This window comes from Pseudomonas migulae, assembly GCF_024169315.1.
In the GTDB taxonomy this organism is placed as follows: domain Bacteria; phylum Pseudomonadota; class Gammaproteobacteria; order Pseudomonadales; family Pseudomonadaceae; genus Aquipseudomonas; species Aquipseudomonas migulae_B.
The window spans coordinates 1,706,115-1,725,551 of the sequence record NZ_JALJWR010000001.1; the positions used below are offsets into that span (position 1 = coordinate 1,706,115).

Sequence of the window (19,437 nt, forward strand, 5' to 3'; positions counted from 1 at the left end):
TTCCACCATAACAATCAGTTTAGTCGATCATTTCCGTGAGGCCACTTTCTGCCCCTGAGGCTCCAACGACTCCCGCTCCCGATCGAACGCCAGGTAATACTTGTTCACGCTATTAACATAGCTGACAGGGCCCATTCCCACCTGCTCCATGGCGATGCGCTCGACCTGGAAGAACCACTGATTGGGATTCAAACCCCGGCGCCGCGCCTCGGCGCGCATGCCTTGAACCCGCTCCGGCCCGATGTTGTAGGCCGCCAGCACGAACGCCATGCGCTCACGCTCGTTGAGTTTGGGGCTGGCAAAAAACTTGCGGCGGATCATCGCCAGGTACTTGGCTCCGGCCTGCACGTTGGCGTCGAGGTCCTGAATGTTATTGACCCCCACCCGCTGGGCCGCGGACGGAGTGATCTGCATCAGGCCGGTGGGGCCGCCACCGCTGCGGGCATTGGGCTGCAGCGCGGATTCCTTGAACGCCAGTGCCGCCAGGTTCAGCCAGTCCATGCCTTGGGCAGCAGCGTGCTTTTGCAGCACCGGTCGAAGTTTTTCCAGGCGCTGGCGATCAGCCTTGGCCAGCGGATAGTGCACTTGATACAGGCGCCGATAGATCCTCAGGAACGACGCGTCCTGATCCGAGGGCTTTTTGTAGCCGGTGAGGAAGCGGTCGATACTCGCCCGCAGCATCGAAGCATCGCGACGCACAAACCAGTACTCCTCCCCCGGCTCGCTGATCAGCACCTGCCGATCAAAGCGCAGCTTGGGCAAGATCTTGCCCCAGCGTTCGGCAATCGGTTGCTCGACGATCGTCAGGTGAAAGATGCCGCCCTGCACCATCTCCAGCACGTCTTCGACCGCCAGGGTCGGATCGACCCACTCGATCTTTACCGGGGCCAGTTTGTGCAGGGCGAGTTTTTGATTGATCTGACTGATCGCTTCTCCGGCGGCGCTACCGGTGGGCAATGCCAGGGTTTTACCGGAAAGCTGTTCAAGGTGGGTGTAGCGTTTCTCGCCTTTGATCCCCACCAACACCAGCGGGATGTTGCTGGCAATAGGCTCACTGGTGCTGACGGCGTAACCCGGTTGCAGATCGAGCAATTCCCCCGGCGCAACCAGATCGCCCTCCCCGCGCTGTAACGCGCCGAGCAGTTGATCCTTGGCTTTGGGGATGATCTTGAGGGTGACTTCCTGACCGTCGCGGGCGTGACCATTGAGGTATTGCTCGAAAGCGCGCAATCGATGGTATTCGACGCCGATGGCCTGGCCCTGGACTTCGCCGGAGCTGTTGCGGCTCTGGTTGACCAGCACCTTCAGCACACGGCTGCTGCGGATTTCCTGCAGATCGCGCACCTTGGCCGCCGGCACGGCTTGCAGCGGGCCGGCCAGACGCGCAACCGCCGGCATCGGCAGGAGCAACGAACCACACAGCAGTAACAAAATCGAGGGACGTGTCATCCACTCTCCGGAAAGAATACTGGGCCGATCTCAACAATTTTCATGAAATCGAACGACAGAAACAGAGCGCCTTGAGCGCTGGCAAAGTGCGAAAGACTGGCACAGTGATGGCACGCTGACCACCCCGGCTTGCCTCGCGGCATCAAAAGACAGCTTTAACTCGTTGTAGTTCTTGGCTTTTCTTATAAATCTACAGCTCTGATATGCTTTCCGGCCTTTGGTCCGAGGTAGCACCATGCAACTCATCGATATCGGCGTCAACCTGACCAACCCCAGTTTTGCCGACAAGCACCAGGCTGTACTCGACCGCGCGTATGCCGCCGGGGTCTGCCAATTGGTGCTCACCGGCACCAGTGTCGAGGGCAGTGAACAGGCGCTGGAACTGTGCCAGCAACTGGATGACACGGCGCAACGGCTGTTCGCCACTGCCGGCATTCATCCTCACTCGGCCAGCGACTGGAACGCCGACAGCGCCCAGCGCCTGCGCAGCCTTCTCAAAGAGCCGAACGTGGTGGCCGTGGGTGAATGCGGCCTGGATTTCAATCGCGATTTCTCGCCGCGTCCGCAACAGGAAAAAGTCCTCGAAGCGCACCTGGAGATGGCCGTCGAACTGCAATTGCCAGTGTTTCTCCATGAGCGCGACGCCAGTCAGCGTTTGCTGGAAATCCTCCGCGATTACCGCGACCAGTTGCCCGCCGCCGTGGTGCATTGCTTCACCGGCGAGAAGAAAGCGCTGTTCAGTTACCTCGATCTGGATTTGCACATCGGCATCACTGGCTGGATTTGCGACGAGCGTCGCGGCACGCACCTGCATCCGTTGGTGAAGGAAATCAAGCGCGGGCGGTTGATGCTGGAGAGTGATGCACCGTATCTGCTGCCGCGCAGCTTGCGGCCCAAGCCGAAGAATGGCCGTAACGAACCGGCGTATCTGACTGAAGTGTTGCGGGAAGTGGCGTTGCATCGCGGGGAAAGCGAGGAAGAACTGGCGGCTCACAGCACCGCGTGTGCGCGGGCCTTTTTCGGACTGCCGTCAATAGCCGGATGACGCATCGCGGGCCTGGAGCAGGCCCGCGATACAGCGGTCTTAGTGACTGCTGCGCATCATTTCCTTTGGCACGTATTTGCCGATCTCGAACTTGCCGATCGCCGCGCGGTGCACTTCGTCCGGGCCGTCGGCCAGGCGCAGGGTGCGCTGCATTGCATACATGTAGGCCAGCGGGAAATCGTTGGAAACCCCTGCCCCGCCATGGATCTGGATCGCCCGGTCGATAACGCGCAGAGCCACGTTCGGTGCGACCACCTTGATCTGCGCGATTTCGCTCTTCGCCACTTTGTTGCCGACGGTGTCCATCATGTACGCCGCTTTCAGGGTCAGCAGGCGTGCCATGTCGATCTCCATCCGCGAGTCGGCGATTTTGTCGATGTTACCGCCCAGACGCGCCAACGGTTTGCCGAACGCAGTACGGTTCACCGCGCGCTTGCACATCAGTTCCAGTGCACGCTCGGCCATGCCGATCGAACGCATGCAGTGGTGAATCCGGCCAGGGCCAAGGCGCCCCTGAGCGATTTCAAAGCCGCGTCCTTCACCCAACAGAACGTTTTCGTACGGCACCCGGACGTTTTCGAACAGTACTTCGGCGTGGCCGTGTGGCGCGTCGTCGTAACCGAATACCGGCAGCGGGCGGACGATCTTCACGCCAGGGGCATCCACCGGCACCAGAATCATCGAGTGCTGGGCGTGGCGCGGCGCATCAGGATTGCTCAAACCCATGAAGATCAGAATCTTGCAGCGTGGATCGCAGGCACCCGACGTCCACCATTTCTTGCCGTTGATCACCCACTCGTCACCGTCACGCACCGCGCGGGCGGCCATGTTGGTGGCGTCGGAGGAAGCCACGTCCGGCTCGGTCATGGCGAACGCCGAACGGATCTCGCCGCGCAGCAGCGGCTCGAGCCAGCGTTGCTTCTGTTCTTCGTTGGCGTAACGCACCAGCACTTCCATGTTGCCGGTGTCGGGTGCCGAGCAGTTGAACGGCTCGGGGCCCAGCAGCGAGCGGCCCATGATTTCTGCCAATGGCGCGTATTCGAGGTTGGTCAGGCCGGCGCCGAGCTCGGACTCAGGCAGAAACAAATTCCACAGGCCTTCGGCCTTGGCCTTGAGTTTGAGTTCTTCCATGATCGCAGTCGGCTGCCAACGGTCGCCCTCGGCAACCTGGCGTTCGAACACGGCTTCGGCGGGATAGACGTAGGTGTCCATGAACGCGGTCACGCGCTCACGCAGTTCTTGCACCTTGGGCGAATAAGCGAAATCCATGAGCAGCTACCTTCTTGAGGGAGGTTGTTTAGGTCATGCAATCGATGCTAGAACAGCTACGAAAATTTACCTAGCCTATTCTCGGCGTGTATTAACATTCATCACCGATATATGATCGGGTGATTGCCGAGGCCCCCGGCCTCATCAAAATGCCCCAACAATAAGAGTGCAGCGCAATGAATCTGAGCAAGGTCGACCTCAACCTTTTCATCGTCTTCGACGCGATCTACACCGAAGCCAACCTGACCCGCGCCGGGCAGATTGTCGGCATTACTCAGCCTGCGGTCTCAAACGCTCTGGCACGCTTGCGCGAGACCTTCAACGATCCGCTCTTCGTTCGCACGGCCCAGGGCATGGTGCCAACGCCGATGGCGCAAAACATCATCGGCCCGGTGCGCAATGCCCTTTCCCTGCTGCGCGTGTCGGTACAGGAAAGCCGTATCTTCAACCCGCTGCAGGCAGTCAAGACGTACCGCATCAGCATGACCGACCTCACTGAAGCGGTGATCCTGCCGCCACTGTTCCAGCGCCTGCGACGCCTGGCGCCGACGGTGATCATCGAAAGCTTTTTGTCCAAGCGCCGCGAGACCACCAAGGAACTGGCGGCCGGGCGTCTCGACTTCGCGGTGGACGCACCGCTCAACACCGACCCGCAAGTGCGTCACGTCAAGTTGATGGAAGACCGTTACGTGTGTGCCATGCGCAAGGGCCATCCGCTGGCGGGCAAGGAGAAATTCACCCTCGATGACTACCTGTCGCTGACCCACATCCATATTTCCAGCCGTCGCAGCGGTCTCGGTCATGTTGACCTCGCACTCGGGAAAATGGGCATTCAGCGCAAGATCGCCTTGCGTTCCCAGCATTACCTGATGGCATCGCAGGTGTTGCAGCAGACCGACATGGTCATGACCGTGCCGGAACGCTTCGCCCGCCGCCATGATTTGTATTCGGTGAACCTGCCGGTCAACGATGTACCGCCGGTGGAAACCCACCTCTACTGGCACGAAAGCACCGACCAGGACCCGGCCAACCGCTGGATGCGCGAGCAGATGATCGAGTTGTGTCAGCAGGTGACGGCGCATGAGAAGAAGCTCGATAAGGTGTAAGGCGTTAGACTGCGTTATCGTTCTTCGCGGGCAAGCCTCGCTCCTACTAGTTTTACGCGAACGTGTAGGAGCGAGGCTTGCCCGCGAAGAGGCTCGCAAGAACACTGAAGATCCCTGCCCCTTGACGTAAACGTCAACCTGCCATTAGCTTAGCGCCATGACCTTTTTCGAGCGCTTCCATGAGCAGCCAGACCTACAGCATTTCCGACCTCGCCCGTGAACTCGATATCACCACGCGGGCCATTCGCTTTTATGAAGAGCAAGGCCTGCTCAGCCCCGAGCGCCGTGGCCAGGAACGCGTGTATACGCCTCGTGACAAGGTCAGCCTGAAGCTGATCCTGCGGGGCAAGCGCATTGGCTTTTCCCTGGCCGAGTGCCGTGAGCTGATCGAACTCTACGACCCGACCGGCGGCAACCAGAAACAACTGCAAACCATGCTGAACAAGATCGCCGAGCGCCGCGAACAGCTGGAGCAGCAGATGCTCGACATCGAACAGATGAAGCTGGAACTGGACACGGCGCAGGAGCGCTGCACCCAGGCACTGGAGCAGACGATCAAGAGCCAGGAAGCGATTCAGTAAGTCCACACAGTCCCCCTGCGGGAGCGGGCTTGCTCGCGAAAGCGATTTCTCAGCCAACATCAATGTTGAATCTAAGTCCGTCTTCGCGAGCAGGCCCGCTCCCACAGTAGATCGTTGTTCGCCCACTATTACAGGTGAATCCCCATGTCCCTTCCCTCCCATGTACGCCTGGTCGAAGTCGGCCCCCGCGACGGTCTGCAAAACGAAGCCCAGCCCATCAGCGTTGCGGACAAGGTGCAACTGGTCGACGCGCTGACCGCTGCGGGCCTTGGTTATATAGAAGTCGGCAGTTTCGTTTCGCCCAAGTGGGTGCCGCAAATGGCCGGTTCCGCCGAAGTGTTCGCGCAGATCCAGCGCAAACCAGGCGTGACCTATGGCGCACTCGCCCCCAATCTGCGCGGGTTCGAAGATGCGATCGCCGCCGGGGTCAAGGAAGTCGCAGTGTTCGCCGCAGCGTCAGAAGCCTTCTCACAACGCAACATCAACTGCTCGATCAGCGAAAGCCTGGAGCGTTTTGCGCCGATCATGGAGGCTGCCAAACAACATGGCGCCAGCGTGCGCGGATACGTGTCGTGTGTGCTGGGTTGCCCGTACGAAGGTCACGTCGCACCGGAACAGGTCGCCCGGGTCGCCCGTGAGCTCTACGCCATGGGCTGCTACGAAATCTCGCTGGGCGACACCATCGGCACCGGCACGGCTGGCGCGACACGCAAGATGTTCGACGTGGTGTCCGCCGACGTGCCACGGGAAAAACTCGCCGGGCACTTCCACGACACTTACGGCCAGGCCATGGCCAATATCTACGCCAGCCTGCTGGAAGGCATCGCGGTGTTCGACAGCTCCATCGCCGGTCTCGGCGGCTGCCCGTACGCCAAGGGCGCCAGCGGTAACGTCGCCACTGAAGACGTGGTTTATCTGTTGAATGGTTTGGGCATCGACACCGGTATTGACCTGGACGCCTTGATTCTGGCCGGTCAGCAGATTTGTACCGTGTTGGGCCGTTCGACGGGTTCGCGCGTGGCCAAGGCGCGCAGCGCCCAGTGAGTGTGTCCGGGTGTTACCGCCCATTCTGAAATGTGGGGCTCAACCGAGTAACACGGAAACAAATTGTCGGGTTTTGCCTGAGAGAAAAATCCGACAAAAATTCAAGCTATTGATTTTAAAGGATTTTTAAAAGTTGGCACGGCTTCTGCTATCTCTATGGCATAACAAGAATAAAAAGCAGCAAACCAATAAAAATAAGACGAAACGACTCTGACATAACAAGAACAACACGGCAGAGACGCAGCTAACAGATTTTTTTGGAGAAGGTGTGCTTTTCAGGGTGCTTTTCGGAGTAACCCGCAACCGGGCAGAGAACAATAAAACTACCTTCAGGTAGCTCCCGAACTGGTTGGATCGCTCAGCGAAAAAGCAGATCAGCGCTCAAAAAAATACGTTTGCTCTTGATCCCGGATGGGGATCGATAAAAACAGCGGTAAAGGGTCACGGTTACCAAAAACAAAAACAGACCGCCCCTCAATAATAAAAAAAGAGCACGCGCAACGAAAATTAAAGGGGAGCTTCGGCTCCCCTTTGTGCTTTCTGGCGTTTGGGTTTCCCCCTTATCCAACTGTGGGAGCGGGCTTGCTCGCGAAGGCGTCAGGTCAATCGAAATCAATGTTGAATGACGTACCGCTTTCGCGAGCAAGCCCGCTCCCACAGGAGGATCGTGTTTAGCCTTGGTTCTCGCGTAGCTCCTCGATACTGATCTCGCGCATCCGGAATTTCTGGATCTTGCCGGTCACCGTCATCGGAAACTCCTCGACGAACTTGAAGTAACGCGGCGTCTTGAAGTGCGCGATGCGTTCCTTGCACCAGGCTTGCAACTCCTGCTCGGTGGCACTGTGGCCCGGGTGGAGCTTGATCCAGGCGACGATCTCTTCGCCATAACGCGAACACGGAATGCCGATCACTTGCACGTCCGCGACCGCCGGGTGAGTAAAGAAGAACTCTTCCAGCTCCCGCGGGTAAATATTCTCACCGCCGCGGATGATCATGTCCTTATTGCGTCCGGCAATGCACACGTAGCCTTCGTCGTTCATGCTCGCCAGGTCACCGGTATGCATCCAGCCGGCCTGGTCGATCGCTTCCGCGGTGCCTTCGGGGTTGTTCCAGTAGCCGAGCATCACGCTGTAGCCGCGGGTGCAAAGTTCGCCGATGGTGCCACGCGGCACCAGGTTGCCCGCCTCGTCGATGATTTTGCTTTCCAGTTGCGGCTGGGTACGGCCGACGGTGGTGACGCGCAATTCCAGTTCGTCTGACGGACCCGTCTGCAAAGACACCGGACTTGTTTCCGTCATGCCGTAGGCTATCTGCACTTCGCTCATGTGCATTTCACTGATGACCCGACGCATCACTTCGATCGGACAGGTCGCTCCGGCCATGATCCCGGTGCGCAGGCTCGACAAGTCGAACTCGGCACGTCGGGGTTGATCGAGCATCGCGATAAACATGGTCGGCACGCCATAGAGTGCGGTGGCTTTCTCTTCGGCGACAGTGGTCAGGGTCAGCAACGGATCGAATGCATCATTGGGGTAGATCATGGTGCTGCCATGGGTGATGCAGCCGAGGTTGCCCATGACCATGCCGAAGCAGTGATACAGCGGCACCGGAATCACCAGCCGATCATCGGCGGTCAAACCGAGGCTTTCGCCGACCATGTAACCGTTGTTGAGAATGTTGTAGTGGCTGAGGGTCGCGCCCTTGGGGAAGCCGGTCGTGCCAGAGGTGTACTGGATGTTCACCGGTTGGTCGAAATGCAGGCTGTCCTGACGTTCGCGCAGCTGTTCGGCGGACACGCTGGCCGCGAGATCGGCCAGTTGTGACCACGGCAGGAAACCCGATGGCGGTTGCGCATCCAGACTGATGACCCCGCGCAGTTCAGGCAGGCGTTCACTCTGCAACTGACCGATGGATTGCTCCGCCAGCTCAGGCACCAGCCCTTGCAACATGCCGTGATAGTCGGAGGTCTTGAAAGCGCCCGCACAGACCAGCCATTGGCAACCCGATTGCTTCAACACGTATTCGAGTTCGGAACTGCGATACGCCGGGTTGATGTTGACCAGAATCACGCCGAGCTTCGCGCTGGCGAACTGGCTGATGCACCACTGCGCGCAATTCGGTGCCCAGATGCCGAGGCGATCTCCGGCTTGCAGGCCCAGCGCCAGCAATGCCCTGGCATGCAGGTCCACCGCGTCGGACAGTTGTTGCCAGGTGTAACGCAGCTGTTGGTGGCGGACGACCAACGCTTCTCCAGCCGAGTACTTGGCGACGGTGTTATCGAACGCCTGACCGATGGTCATCGCCAGCAAGGCTTTGTCCTGAGCACCACGGGTGTAGCTGCGTTGCGGGCTTGCACTGGGTTGATCCATGACGACCCCTATTGTCTTTATTTATGGGTTGCCGACGCTTACTTGTGGGAGCGGACTGTGGCGAGGGGATTCATCCCCGTTCGGCTGCGAAGCAGTCGCAAAACTCATGAATGCGGTTTTCTGAGTTACCGCAATCACAGATTCAGGGCCGCTTCGCAACCCAACGGGGATAAATCTCCTCGCCACACAGGCTCGCTCCCACAGGGTGACCGTCGCGAGTCTGTAAGAACGACTCTACTCTCGCTCAAGTTGACGTTAACGTAAAGGGTGATTGACAGCCATTCGTCACAGGCTTACGTTAACGTAAAGGTGAGAGCTGGATCACGGCCCTCCCCACCCTACAAAAAAGCCAAAAGGTGACCCATGAGCTACCCATCCCTGAACTTTGCCCTCGGTGAAACCATCGACATGCTGCGCGATCAGGTTCAGTCCTTCGTCGCCAAAGAGATCGCGCCACGCGCTGCTCAGATCGACATCGACAACCTGTTCCCCGCCGACCTGTGGCGCAAATTCGGCGACATGGGCCTGCTCGGCGTTACCGTGCCGGAAGAGTACGGCGGTGCTGGCTTGGGTTACCTGGCCCACGTGGTCATCATGGAAGAAATCAGCCGTGGCTCGGCCTCGGTCGCCCTGTCCTACGGCGCGCACTCCAACCTCTGCGTCAACCAGATCAACCGCAACGGCAATCACGAACAGAAAAGCAAATACCTGCCGAAGCTGATCAGCGGCGAGCACATCGGCGCCCTGGCCATGAGCGAACCGAATGCCGGTTCCGACGTGGTGTCGATGAAACTGCGCGCCGACAAACGCGGTGATCACTACGTGCTCAACGGCAGCAAGACCTGGATCACCAACGGCCCGGACGCCAACACCTACGTGATCTACGCCAAGACCGACCTGGAAAAAGGCCCGCACGGTATCACCGCGTTCATCGTCGAACGTGACTGGAAAGGCTTCAGCCGCAGCAACAAGTTCGACAAGCTCGGCATGCGCGGTTCGAACACCTGCGAGCTGTTCTTCGATGACGTCGAAGTGCCGGAAGAAAACATCCTCGGCATCCTCAACGGCGGCGTGAAAGTGCTGATGAGCGGCCTCGATTACGAACGCGTCGTGCTTTCGGGTGGCCCTACCGGGATCATGCAGGCCTGCATGGACCTGATCGTTCCGTACATCCACGATCGCAAGCAGTTCGGTCAGAGCATCGGCGAATTCCAGCTGATCCAGGGCAAAGTCGCCGACATGTACACCCAACTCAACGCCAGCCGCGCCTACCTGTACGCAGTGGCCCAAGCCTGCGAACGTGGCGAGACCACCCGCAAGGACGCTGCCGGCGTGATCCTCTACAGCGCCGAACGCGCCACGCAAATGGCCCTCGACGCGATCCAGATTCTCGGCGGCAACGGCTACATCAACGAATTCCCGGCCGGTCGTCTGCTGCGTGACGCCAAGCTGTACGAAATCGGCGCTGGCACCAGTGAGATCCGTCGCATGCTGATCGGTCGCGAACTGTTCAACGAAACCCGCTGAGACGGAGCTGTCCATGGCTATCCTGCACACCCAGCTCAACCCCCGTTCGGCGGAGTTCGCGACCAACAGCGCGGCGATGCTCAAACAGGTCGACGCCCTGCACACCCTGCTCGCCCAAGTGCAGCAAGGTGGCGGCCCGAAGGCGCAAGAACGCCACACCTCACGCGGTAAATTGTTGCCCCGTGAGCGCATCAATCGCCTGCTCGATCCGGGCTCGCCGTTTCTCGAGATCAGCCAACTGGCGGCTTACGAAGTGTATGGCGAAGACGTTCCCGCCGCTGGCGTGATTGCCGGGATCGGCCGCGTGGAAGGCGTCGAGTGCATGATCGTGGCCAACGATGCCACTGTGAAAGGTGGCTCGTATTACCCGCTGACCGTGAAAAAGCACCTGCGCGCCCAGACCATCGCCCAGCAGAACCGCTTGCCCTGCATCTATCTGGTGGATTCCGGCGGCGCCAACCTGCCGCGCCAGGATGAAGTGTTTCCTGACCGCGAGCACTTCGGGCGGATCTTCTTCAACCAGGCCAACATGAGCGCCATGGGCATCCCGCAGATCGCCGTGGTCATGGGCTCCTGCACCGCCGGTGGTGCCTACGTGCCGGCGATGGCCGACGAAGCGATCATGGTGCGCGAGCAAGCGACGATCTTCCTCGCCGGCCCGCCACTGGTGAAAGCCGCGACCGGTGAAGTGGTCAGCGCCGAGGACCTGGGCGGCGCCGACGTGCACTGCAAGATCTCCGGCGTCGCCGACCACTACGCCGAAAGCGATGAACACGCCTTGGCCATTGCGCGACGCAGCATCGCCAACCTCAATTGGCGCAAGCTCGGCGAAGTACAACAGCGCACGCCCATCGCCCCGCTCTACAACAGCGACGAGTTGTACGGCGTCGTGTCGGCGGACGCCAAGCAACCGTTCGATGTGCGCGAAGTGATTGCGCGACTGGTGGACGGTTCGGTGTTCGACGAATTCAAGGCACTGTTCGGGACTACGCTGGTGTGCGGTTTTGCCTACCTGCACGGCTACCCGATCGCGATCCTCGCCAACAACGGCATCCTCTTCGCCGAGGCTGCGCAGAAAGGCGCGCACTTCATCGAACTGGCCTGCCAGCGCGGCATCCCTTTGCTGTTCCTGCAAAACATCACCGGTTTCATGGTCGGCCAGAAATACGAGGCCGGCGGCATCGCCAAGCACGGCGCGAAACTGGTGACCGCCGTGGCGTGCGCCAAGGTGCCGAAATTCACCGTGATCATCGGCGGCAGTTTCGGTGCCGGCAACTACGGCATGTGCGGGCGGGCCTACGATCCGCGCTTCCTGTGGATGTGGCCGAACGCACGCATCGGCGTGATGGGTGCCGAGCAGGCGGCGGGTGTTCTGGTGCAGGTCAAACGCGAGCAGGCCGAGCGCAGTGGCCAGGGTTTCAGCGCAGAGCAGGAAGCCGAGATCAAGCAACCGATCCTCGATCAATACGAAGAACAGGGCCACCCTTACTACTCCAGTGCACGGCTGTGGGATGACGGTGTCATTGACCCGGCGCAGACCCGCGACGTGTTGGCGCTGGCCTTGTCCGCGTCGCTGAACGCGCCAATCGAACCGAGCCGCTTCGGCGTGTTCCGGATGTGACCGGGAGAACCTCATGAGCGACTTCAACACCCTCGAACTGCAGACCGACCCACGGGGTTTCGCGACCCTGTGGCTGAGCCGCGAAGAAAAGAACAACGCCTTCAACGCCGAAATGATCCGCGAACTGATCCTCGCACTGGACAAGGTCTCGGGCGATGCCAGCCTGCGGTTCCTGCTGGTGCGTGGGCGCGGCAAGCATTTCAGCGCCGGCGCCGACCTGGCCTGGATGCAGCAATCGGCCGAGCTCGACTACCACACCAATCTGGACGACGCCCGGGAACTGGCGGAGTTGATGTACAACCTCGCCAAGCTGAAAGTGCCGACCCTGGCCGTGGTGCAAGGCGCGGCATTCGGCGGCGCGCTGGGCCTGATCAGTTGCTGCGACATGGCCATCGGTGCCGATGACGCGCAATTCTGCCTGTCGGAAGTCCGCATCGGCCTGGCGCCGGCGGTGATCAGCCCGTTCGTGGTGCAAGCCATCGGCGAACGCGCAGCACGTCGCTATGCCCTGACCGCCGAGCGTTTCGGCGGACAGCGGGCGCGTGAAATCGGCTTGTTGTCGGAGAGCTATCCGAGCAATGAGCTGGAACAGAGAGTCGATCAGTGGATCGACAACCTGCTGCTCAACAGCCCCGCGGCCATGCGCGTCAGCAAGGACTTGCTGCGTGAAGTCGCCCACGGTGCGCTGACGCCGGCGCTGCGCCGCTACACCGAAAACGCCATCGCGCGAATCCGCGTCAGCCCCGAAGGCCAGGAAGGCCTGCGCGCCTTTCTGCAAAAACGTCCGCCGAGCTGGCAGGCCGAAACCACCCCCAAGGAGCCGCGTTGATGAGCGCACCTGTTATCACCTCTCTGCTGGTGGCCAATCGTGGCGAGATCGCTTGCCGGGTGATGCGTACCGCCAAGGCGTTGGGCCTGACCACCGTCGCCGTGCACAGCGCCACCGACCGAGAAGCCCGGCACAGTCGCGAAGCGGACATCCGCGTCGACCTTGGCGGCAGCAAGGCCGCCGACAGTTACCTGCAAATCGACAAACTGATCGCGGCCGCCAAGGCCAGTGGCGCTCAGGCCATTCATCCGGGCTATGGCTTTCTGTCCGAGAACGCCGGGTTCGCCCGTGCGATCGAAGCGGCAGGCCTGATCTTCCTCGGCCCGCCCGCCTCCGCCATCGATGCGATGGGCAGCAAGTCCGCCGCCAAAGCGTTGATGGAAACCGCTGGCGTGCCACTGGTGCCCGGTTATCACGGCGAAGCCCAGGACCTCGATACCTTCCGCGATGCTTGTGAACGCATCGGCTATCCGGTGCTGCTCAAGGCAACAGCGGGCGGTGGCGGCAAAGGCATGAAAGTAGTCGAGGACGTCAGCCAACTGGCCGAAGCCCTGGCCTCGGCCCAGCGTGAGGCGCAATCCTCGTTCGGCGACTCGCGGATGCTGGTCGAGAAATACTTGCTGAAGCCGCGCCACGTGGAAATCCAGATTTTCGCCGACCAGCATGGCAACTGCCTGTACCTCAACGAGCGGGATTGCTCGATTCAGCGTCGGCACCAGAAAGTCGTCGAAGAAGCCCCCGCGCCAGGCCTCAGTCCGGAACTGCGTCGCGCCATGGGCGAAGCCGCTGTGCGTTCGGCGCAGGCCATCGGTTATGTCGGTGCCGGCACCGTGGAATTCTTGCTGGATGCGCGCGGCGAGTTCTTCTTCATGGAGATGAACACGCGCCTGCAGGTCGAACACCCGGTCACCGAAGCCATCACCGGCCTCGATCTGGTGGCCTGGCAGATTCGCGTGGCGCGTGGTGAAGCGCTGCCGATGACCCAGGAGCAAGTGCCGTTGATCGGCCATGCGATTGAAGTGCGGCTGTATGCCGAAGATCCGGGCAATGATTTCCTGCCGGCCACCGGGCGTCTGGAGCTGTATCGCGAATCGGCTGAAGGTCCGGGGCGTCGAGTCGACAGCGGTGTTGAAGAAGGCGATGAGATTTCGCCGTTCTACGACCCGATGCTGGGCAAGCTGATTGCCTGGGGCGAAGACCGTGAGCAGGCGCGCCTGCGCTTGTTGAGCATGCTCGATGAGTTCGCGATTGGTGGGCTCAAGACCAACATCAACTTCCTGCGTCGAATCGTTGGTCATCCGGCGTTTGCGGCGGCCGAACTGGATACCGGGTTTATTCCGCGTTATCAGGAGCAACTGCTGCCAGCGCCCTCGGAGCTCAGCGATGAATTCTGGCAAGCCGCAGCGCAGGCGTTTGCCCAGAGCCAGCCTCGTTCACCGCGCGGTGATGACCTGAGTTCGCCTTGGGCCAAGAGCAACGGTTTTCGGGCCGGCCTGCCGACGGAAATCACCTTGCACCTGAGTTGTGAAGGTCAGGACCGCGCATTGACCCTGGGCGACCGTAATGCCCAAAGCGCACAGCTCAAAGGCGAACAACTGCTGACCGAACACAACGGCGTACGCCGCCAGCATCGGGCAATCCGCCGTGACGGCGTCGTGTATGTGCAATGGGAAGGTGAGTTGCGCCGCATCGAGTCCTACGACCCGATCAGCGCCGTCGAAGCCAGTCACAGCCATCACGGCGGGCTGACCGCCCCCATGAACGGCAGCATCGTGCGGGTGCTGGTGGAGGCCGGGCAAACGGTCGAAGCCGGGGCGCAACTGGTGGTGCTCGAAGCGATGAAGATGGAGCACAGCATTCGTGCGCCACACGCCGGGGTGATCAAGGCGTTGTATTGCCAGGAAGGCGAAATGGTCAGCGAAGGCAGTGCGTTGGTCGAGCTGGAAGAAGCCTGAAATGGAGATCGGTCCTACGCTTCGCGAGGACCGATCTGATCAGAACCTGGCCGTTGCCTGAACCACTACGCCGATGATTCGGCAGGCTTCGGTGAAAAGGGCTTTCGGATACGTCGGATTGAGCGGGACCAGGTAACGCTGCCCGCCCTCTTCGATCAGCTTGCGAAAGGTCGCCTCGGTGCTGTCCGGCCATTGGGCGATCACCAGTTTTCCGGGCTCCGGAACAATGGCCGGGTCCACCAGAATCATCATGCCCTCGGCGATACTGACGCCACTCGGTGCGGTCATCGCATCGCCCACCACCCGCAACCAGAACGCCGCGCCCTGAGCGTGGTAATCGGTCAGCTCGAATCGCGCCTTGTCATACACCGTCGGCTCGCCGTCGCGCACCTCACAGGATTCTCGCCAGTCGCTGACCGGGTAACGGAAGTACGGGTTGTACTTTCGCACCAGATCCTGGCTGTCCTCCTTCGAGATGTCCGGTTCCCGGATCACCAGCGCCACTTCGAGAAACTCCATGCCCAGTGCGTGCAGCACCCGGTTCATGTCATCGATGCCTGGCTGGCGACGTTTGTTCAGCCAATGGCCGATGCCGCCCTGGGACATCCCGAGGCGCTCGGCGAGTATCTCTTGAGTGACGTTGAGTTCACTCATCTTGGCCTTGACCAATTCAATCCATTTATCCATGTGCGGCACGATACGTGGGCGCCTCCGGCCAACAAAACACAAATTGTAGTATTTAAATCCTCGTCACAAATACAGTTCGTACTAGGATTGGATCACGGATCTGAATCTATCACGGAGCTTGCCATCACCATGACCATCCCCAGCAACGACCTGCCCGACCTGCAAATCGACACCTCCCTCACCTCGCCAAAAGGCTCGGCCGCCGCGCAACGGGCACTGGATTATTACTTGAAACCAGCTGTGTCCGAGGAGGTGGAAGAAGAGCGTTTTTTTGAGGTGAACCGCAATGTGAGCAGCGAAGAAGCGCTGGTGCGTGCTTCAGACCTGTTGCGCTGCGCTGCCGCCACGGCGTCCGAGTCGGCGAACAATCTGCACGGTGTCCACCGGGACCTGGCCTTTTCGACGGTGCACATGATCGATATGGCCAAGGCGTTGCTGGATCGATCCCTGGATGGGAATCATCACGCGTAAGAAAAGGAGGGGATATTTCGAGGGCGCGAAAAGAATTTTCCTATCGCGCAGATAAAATCATTTGACTTGCAAACGAGAATGATTATTATTGCATGCAGCTGGTCGCGAGATCAGTCGATTGTCCAAGTGACCTTAGGTCGGTCTCCTGGACTATCTCCTCATCAGGCTAATCACGGTTTTTGACCCGGCTTTTTGCCGGGTCTTTTTTTTGCCAGTTATTCTGGCTTGACCTTCAGGCTAATGAAGTCTTTATGTGCTGCGAATTCGATGGCGCGGATAATATCAAAAGAATATCCGTTGGCAAGACAAGCCCGGCAACATTGGCTCAAACTAACGAAAAATAGCACTTGAGAATCAATCGCACAGTCTCTAAGCTGCGTCGGCGTCAAGGAGGACGCCCCCCGCTACACCCCGCAATTTCCCCCGGTTTTTCCCTTCCCAGCGTGTAAAGTAGCAGCCATAAAAATCATATTCAGGAATCGACTATGACCGTGGCTAAATCCTCTTTCAGCATCAGTGCAAATTTCGACAGCGGCAATATTGAAGTGCTGGATATCAGCAATCCGTTGCAAGCGCTGTTGGCCATCAAGCCCGACACCCGCAGCCAGCATTTCCAGTGGTTTCACTTCAAGGCCAGCGGTCTGCATGTCGGTCAGGAGCACTGGTTTCGTCTGAGCAATGCCAGCAAATCCTCGTACAACAAAGCCTGGGATGGTTATCAGGCGGTGGCGTCCTACGATCACGTCAACTGGTTCCGGGTGCCGACCATTTTCGAAGGCGACTGCCTGCGTTTCAGTCTCGAAGCCACGGCGACTCACGCCTGGTTCGCTTACTTCGAACCCTACAGCCGTGGCCGCCATGACTGGTTGATCGAGCAGGCGCTGACCAAGGCCGGCACCGAACTGCTGGCCACCGGCAAGAGCGTTGAAGGGCGTGACATTCAGCTGCTGCGCAAAGGCACCGGTGCCGAAGGCCAGCGCAAGGTCTGGATGATTGCCCAGCAACACCCCGGCGAGCACATGGCCGAGTGGTTCATGGAAGGTGTGATTGAACGCCTGGAAAGGCACGACGATCCCGTCCTGAACAAACTGCTGGCCAGCGCCGATGTGTACCTGGTGCCTAACATGAACCCGGACGGCGCCTTCCACGGTCATCTGCGCACCAACGCCATGGGCCAGGACCTCAATCGCGCGTGGCAGAGCGCCAGCCAGGAAGTGAGTCCGGAAGTCCTGTTCGTTCAGCAGCAGATGGAAAAATATGGCGTCGACCTGTTCCTCGACATCCATGGCGATGAAGAAATCCCTTACGTGTTCACCGCCGGTTGCGAAGGCAACCCTAGCTACACGCCGCGGATCGAAAAACTCGAAGAGCACTTCCGCAGCCATCTGAAACACCTGACCAAGGATTTCCAGACCAAGCACGGCTACACCCGCGACGAGCCGGGCAAAGCCAACATGACCCTGGCGTGCAACAGCATTGGCGAGAAATTCGACTGCCTGTCGCTGACCCTGGAAATGCCGTTCAAGGACAACAATGACGCGCCGAACCCGCTGACAGGCTGGTCGGGCAAGCGATCGAAGCAGTTGGGCAAGGATGTTTTGACGACTGTTGCGGACATGGTCGATACGTTGCGCTGATCCCCTACAAGGGCTGCATGCCCGGCATGCAGCCCTGCTTCATTCGGCCCCGACCCGCACGCAATCCTCAGGTCCTAACAAACGCCCATCCTCAGCACGCAATTCCAAAGCCCGCACCGGTTGACCATTATCTCGGTCCACCACCCGCGAGTGCGCCTCGCCGTCCTCATAAAAGAACGCCTCGCCCCACTGCCGCAAACCGATGATCAACGGGAATAACCCTTTGCCCTTCTCCGTCAGGACATATTCCTGATACGCGCTGCCATCCGACGCCGGCACCAGATCGAAAATCCCGTGGGTCACCAGCGTGCGCAATCGCGCCGAGAGAATGTTCTTCGCCATGCCCAGGCTGCGTTGAAACTCACCGAACCGGCGAATGCCGTCGAAGGCATCGCGCACGATCAACAACGACCACCAATCGCCAATGGCATCCAGTGAACGGGCAACCGGGCATTCGGCGCTTTGCATGCTTGTGCGTTTGGCCATGATTGCGCCCTCGAAAACAAATGTGGTTGCAATATAAAACCGGTTTACTTACCGTACAACTGGTTTTATTTAGAAACCACTTTAGGAGCCCGGCATGAAGCCCACTCAAACAACACTGCGCACTGGCGTTGTACTGCTGTTCGCATTCGCCTGCGGCCTGGCCGTCGGCAATGTGTATTACGCGCAACCCTTGCTCGATGCCATGGCCGAGGCGTTTGCCATGGACCCGGCCACCATCGGGATCGTCGTTACGCTGACTCAGGTCGGTTATGGCGTTGGACTGTTGCTGCTGGTGCCGCTCGGCGATCTGCTGAACCGTCGACGCTTGATCGTCACGCAAACCCTGCTGTCGGCGCTGGCCTTGCTGATGATCGCGTTCGCCTCGAACAGCGCCTGGTTGCTGGTCGGGATGACGTTGACCGGGTTACTGGCGGTGGTGACGCAAGTGTTGGTGGCCTACGCCGCAACATTGGCCATCCCGGCGCAGCGCGGGCGCGTGGTGGGTGTGGTCACCAGCGGCATCGTCGTCGGCATTCTGTTGGCCCGGACAGTCGCGGGAGGTATGGCGGATCTGGCGGGTTGGCGGTCCATTTATCTGTTGTCGGCCGGGTTGACGCTGGTGATGGCGCTGCTGCTGTTTCGCGTACTGCCCAAACATGAGGCTGCACAACCCGCCAGTTCCTACGGTGCGTTGATCGGATCGGTATTCACGCTGTTCAAGGAAGAACCGGTATTGCGTCAACGGGCGGTTCTCGCGCTGCTGACCTTCGCCAGTGCCATGGTGTTGTGGACGCCCATGGTTTTGCCGCTGAGCGCCCCGCCGCTGTCGTTGTCCCACACGCAAATCGGATTGTTCGGACTGGCCGGTGCTGCCGGTGCGCTCGCCGCCGCGCGCGCCGGGCATCTGGCCGATCGCGGATGGGGTCAATGGACCAGCGGGTTGTCACTCTTGCTGATGCTGGCCTCCTGGGTGCCGATTGCCCTGACTCAATCCTCGTTGTGGGCCTTGTTGTTGGGCGTTATTACTCTCGATCTGGGCCTGCAGGCCGTGCACGTCACCAGTCAAAGCATGATCTACAGCGTGCGACCCGAAGCCCAAAGCCGCCTTACCGCGGGTTACATGCTGTTCTATTCGATTGGCAGCGCATTGGGTTCGATCGGTTCGACGGCGATGTACGCCTGGGGCGGGTGGCTCGGCGTTTGCCTGCTGGGGGCAGGTATCAATGCCGTGGCGCTGGGTTACTGGCTGACATTGGCCTCAAGAACACCCAAACCCTGTGGCGAGGGGATTTATCGGATCGCCGCACCGCCCCGTTCGGCTGCGAAGCAGTCGTAATTTCATTCACTGCGGTTCATCTGAC

General features: G+C 59.9%; 16 protein-coding genes. 11 read left to right on the forward strand and 5 right to left on the reverse strand.

What is annotated here, in order from left to right:
* Positions 1-27: 27 nt before the first annotated feature.
* Entirely contained in the window at positions 28-1,449 is a 1,422-nt protein-coding gene (locus tag J2Y86_RS07840) for a transglycosylase SLT domain-containing protein (RefSeq protein WP_253429376.1), read from the reverse strand.
* 235 nt (positions 1,450-1,684) lie between these two features.
* On the opposite strand from J2Y86_RS07840, the gene J2Y86_RS07845 reads away from it, so the two are divergent.
* A complete protein-coding gene (locus J2Y86_RS07845) occupies positions 1,685-2,494 on the forward strand; it encodes a TatD family hydrolase (protein ID WP_253429378.1) in 810 nt (269 codons plus the stop codon).
* A 39-nt stretch (positions 2,495-2,533) separates the two neighbouring features.
* Here J2Y86_RS07845 and J2Y86_RS07850 read toward each other — a convergent pair whose 3' ends face one another.
* Positions 2,534-3,763: an acyl-CoA dehydrogenase gene (locus tag J2Y86_RS07850; RefSeq protein WP_017339821.1), complete on the reverse strand. Its 1,230-nt coding sequence runs from the start codon at positions 3,761-3,763 to the stop codon at positions 2,534-2,536.
* Between the two features lie 176 nt (positions 3,764-3,939).
* Between J2Y86_RS07850 and J2Y86_RS07855 the strand changes: the two genes are divergently transcribed.
* The 3 genes from J2Y86_RS07855 (at position 3,940) to J2Y86_RS07865 (ending at position 6,494) form a co-directional block, all read left to right on the forward strand.
* A complete protein-coding gene (locus J2Y86_RS07855; protein WP_008148497.1) occupies positions 3,940-4,869 on the forward strand; it encodes a LysR family transcriptional regulator in 930 nt (309 codons plus the stop codon).
* Positions 4,870-5,048: 179 nt separating this feature from the next.
* Entirely contained in the window at positions 5,049-5,450 is a 402-nt protein-coding gene (locus J2Y86_RS07860; protein ID WP_253429380.1) for a MerR family transcriptional regulator, read from the forward strand.
* Positions 5,451-5,594: 144 nt separating this feature from the next.
* Positions 5,595-6,494, forward strand: coding sequence for a hydroxymethylglutaryl-CoA lyase (locus J2Y86_RS07865; RefSeq protein ID WP_253429382.1), 900 nt, complete (start codon positions 5,595-5,597; stop codon positions 6,492-6,494).
* A gap of 671 nt (positions 6,495-7,165) precedes the next feature.
* Here J2Y86_RS07865 and J2Y86_RS07870 read toward each other — a convergent pair.
* Entirely contained in the window at positions 7,166-8,863 is a 1,698-nt protein-coding gene (locus tag J2Y86_RS07870; protein ID WP_253429383.1) for an AMP-binding protein, read from the reverse strand.
* Positions 8,864-9,226: 363 nt separating this feature from the next.
* Between J2Y86_RS07870 and J2Y86_RS07875 the strand changes: the two genes are divergently transcribed.
* The 4 genes from J2Y86_RS07875 to J2Y86_RS07890 are packed head-to-tail and all read left to right on the forward strand — an operon-like array spanning position 9,227 to position 14,795.
* Positions 9,227-10,390 (forward strand): isovaleryl-CoA dehydrogenase, encoded by a 1,164-nt coding sequence (locus J2Y86_RS07875; protein WP_253429385.1) that lies wholly within the window; start codon positions 9,227-9,229, stop codon positions 10,388-10,390.
* Positions 10,391-10,403: 13 nt separating this feature from the next.
* On the forward strand, positions 10,404-12,011 hold the full coding sequence (locus J2Y86_RS07880; RefSeq protein WP_253429386.1) for a carboxyl transferase domain-containing protein: 1,608 nt from the start codon (positions 10,404-10,406) through the stop codon (positions 12,009-12,011).
* Between the two features lie 13 nt (positions 12,012-12,024).
* Positions 12,025-12,840 (forward strand): gamma-carboxygeranoyl-CoA hydratase, encoded by an 816-nt coding sequence (locus J2Y86_RS07885; protein ID WP_253429388.1) that lies wholly within the window; start codon positions 12,025-12,027, stop codon positions 12,838-12,840.
* A complete protein-coding gene (locus J2Y86_RS07890; RefSeq protein ID WP_253429390.1) occupies positions 12,840-14,795 on the forward strand; it encodes an acetyl/propionyl/methylcrotonyl-CoA carboxylase subunit alpha in 1,956 nt (651 codons plus the stop codon). The genes J2Y86_RS07885 and J2Y86_RS07890 overlap by 1 nt, the downstream gene beginning before the upstream one ends.
* Before the next feature lie 39 nt (positions 14,796-14,834).
* Here J2Y86_RS07890 and J2Y86_RS07895 read toward each other — a convergent pair whose 3' ends face one another.
* Positions 14,835-15,482, reverse strand: coding sequence for a LexA family protein (locus J2Y86_RS07895; RefSeq protein ID WP_253429391.1), 648 nt, complete (start codon positions 15,480-15,482; stop codon positions 14,835-14,837).
* A 129-nt stretch (positions 15,483-15,611) separates the two neighbouring features.
* Between J2Y86_RS07895 and J2Y86_RS07900 the strand changes: the two genes are divergently transcribed.
* On the forward strand, positions 15,612-15,953 hold the full coding sequence (locus J2Y86_RS07900) for a DUF6124 family protein (RefSeq protein WP_253429393.1): 342 nt from the start codon (positions 15,612-15,614) through the stop codon (positions 15,951-15,953).
* 485 nt (positions 15,954-16,438) lie between these two features.
* The gene (locus tag J2Y86_RS07905) at positions 16,439-17,590 is read left to right on the forward strand and encodes a M14 family metallopeptidase (RefSeq protein ID WP_253429395.1); all 1,152 of its coding nucleotides are present in this window, start codon (positions 16,439-16,441) and stop codon (positions 17,588-17,590) included.
* A 39-nt stretch (positions 17,591-17,629) separates the two neighbouring features.
* On the opposite strand, the gene J2Y86_RS07910 is transcribed toward J2Y86_RS07905, so the two are convergent.
* The gene (locus tag J2Y86_RS07910) at positions 17,630-18,076 is read right to left on the reverse strand and encodes a winged helix-turn-helix transcriptional regulator (protein WP_253429397.1); all 447 of its coding nucleotides are present in this window, start codon (positions 18,074-18,076) and stop codon (positions 17,630-17,632) included.
* A gap of 94 nt (positions 18,077-18,170) precedes the next feature.
* Here J2Y86_RS07910 and J2Y86_RS07915 point away from each other — a divergent pair, with 94 nt between their 5' ends.
* On the forward strand, positions 18,171-19,412 hold the full coding sequence (locus J2Y86_RS07915) for an MFS transporter (protein ID WP_253429399.1): 1,242 nt from the start codon (positions 18,171-18,173) through the stop codon (positions 19,410-19,412).
* Positions 19,413-19,437 lie beyond the last annotated feature (25 nt).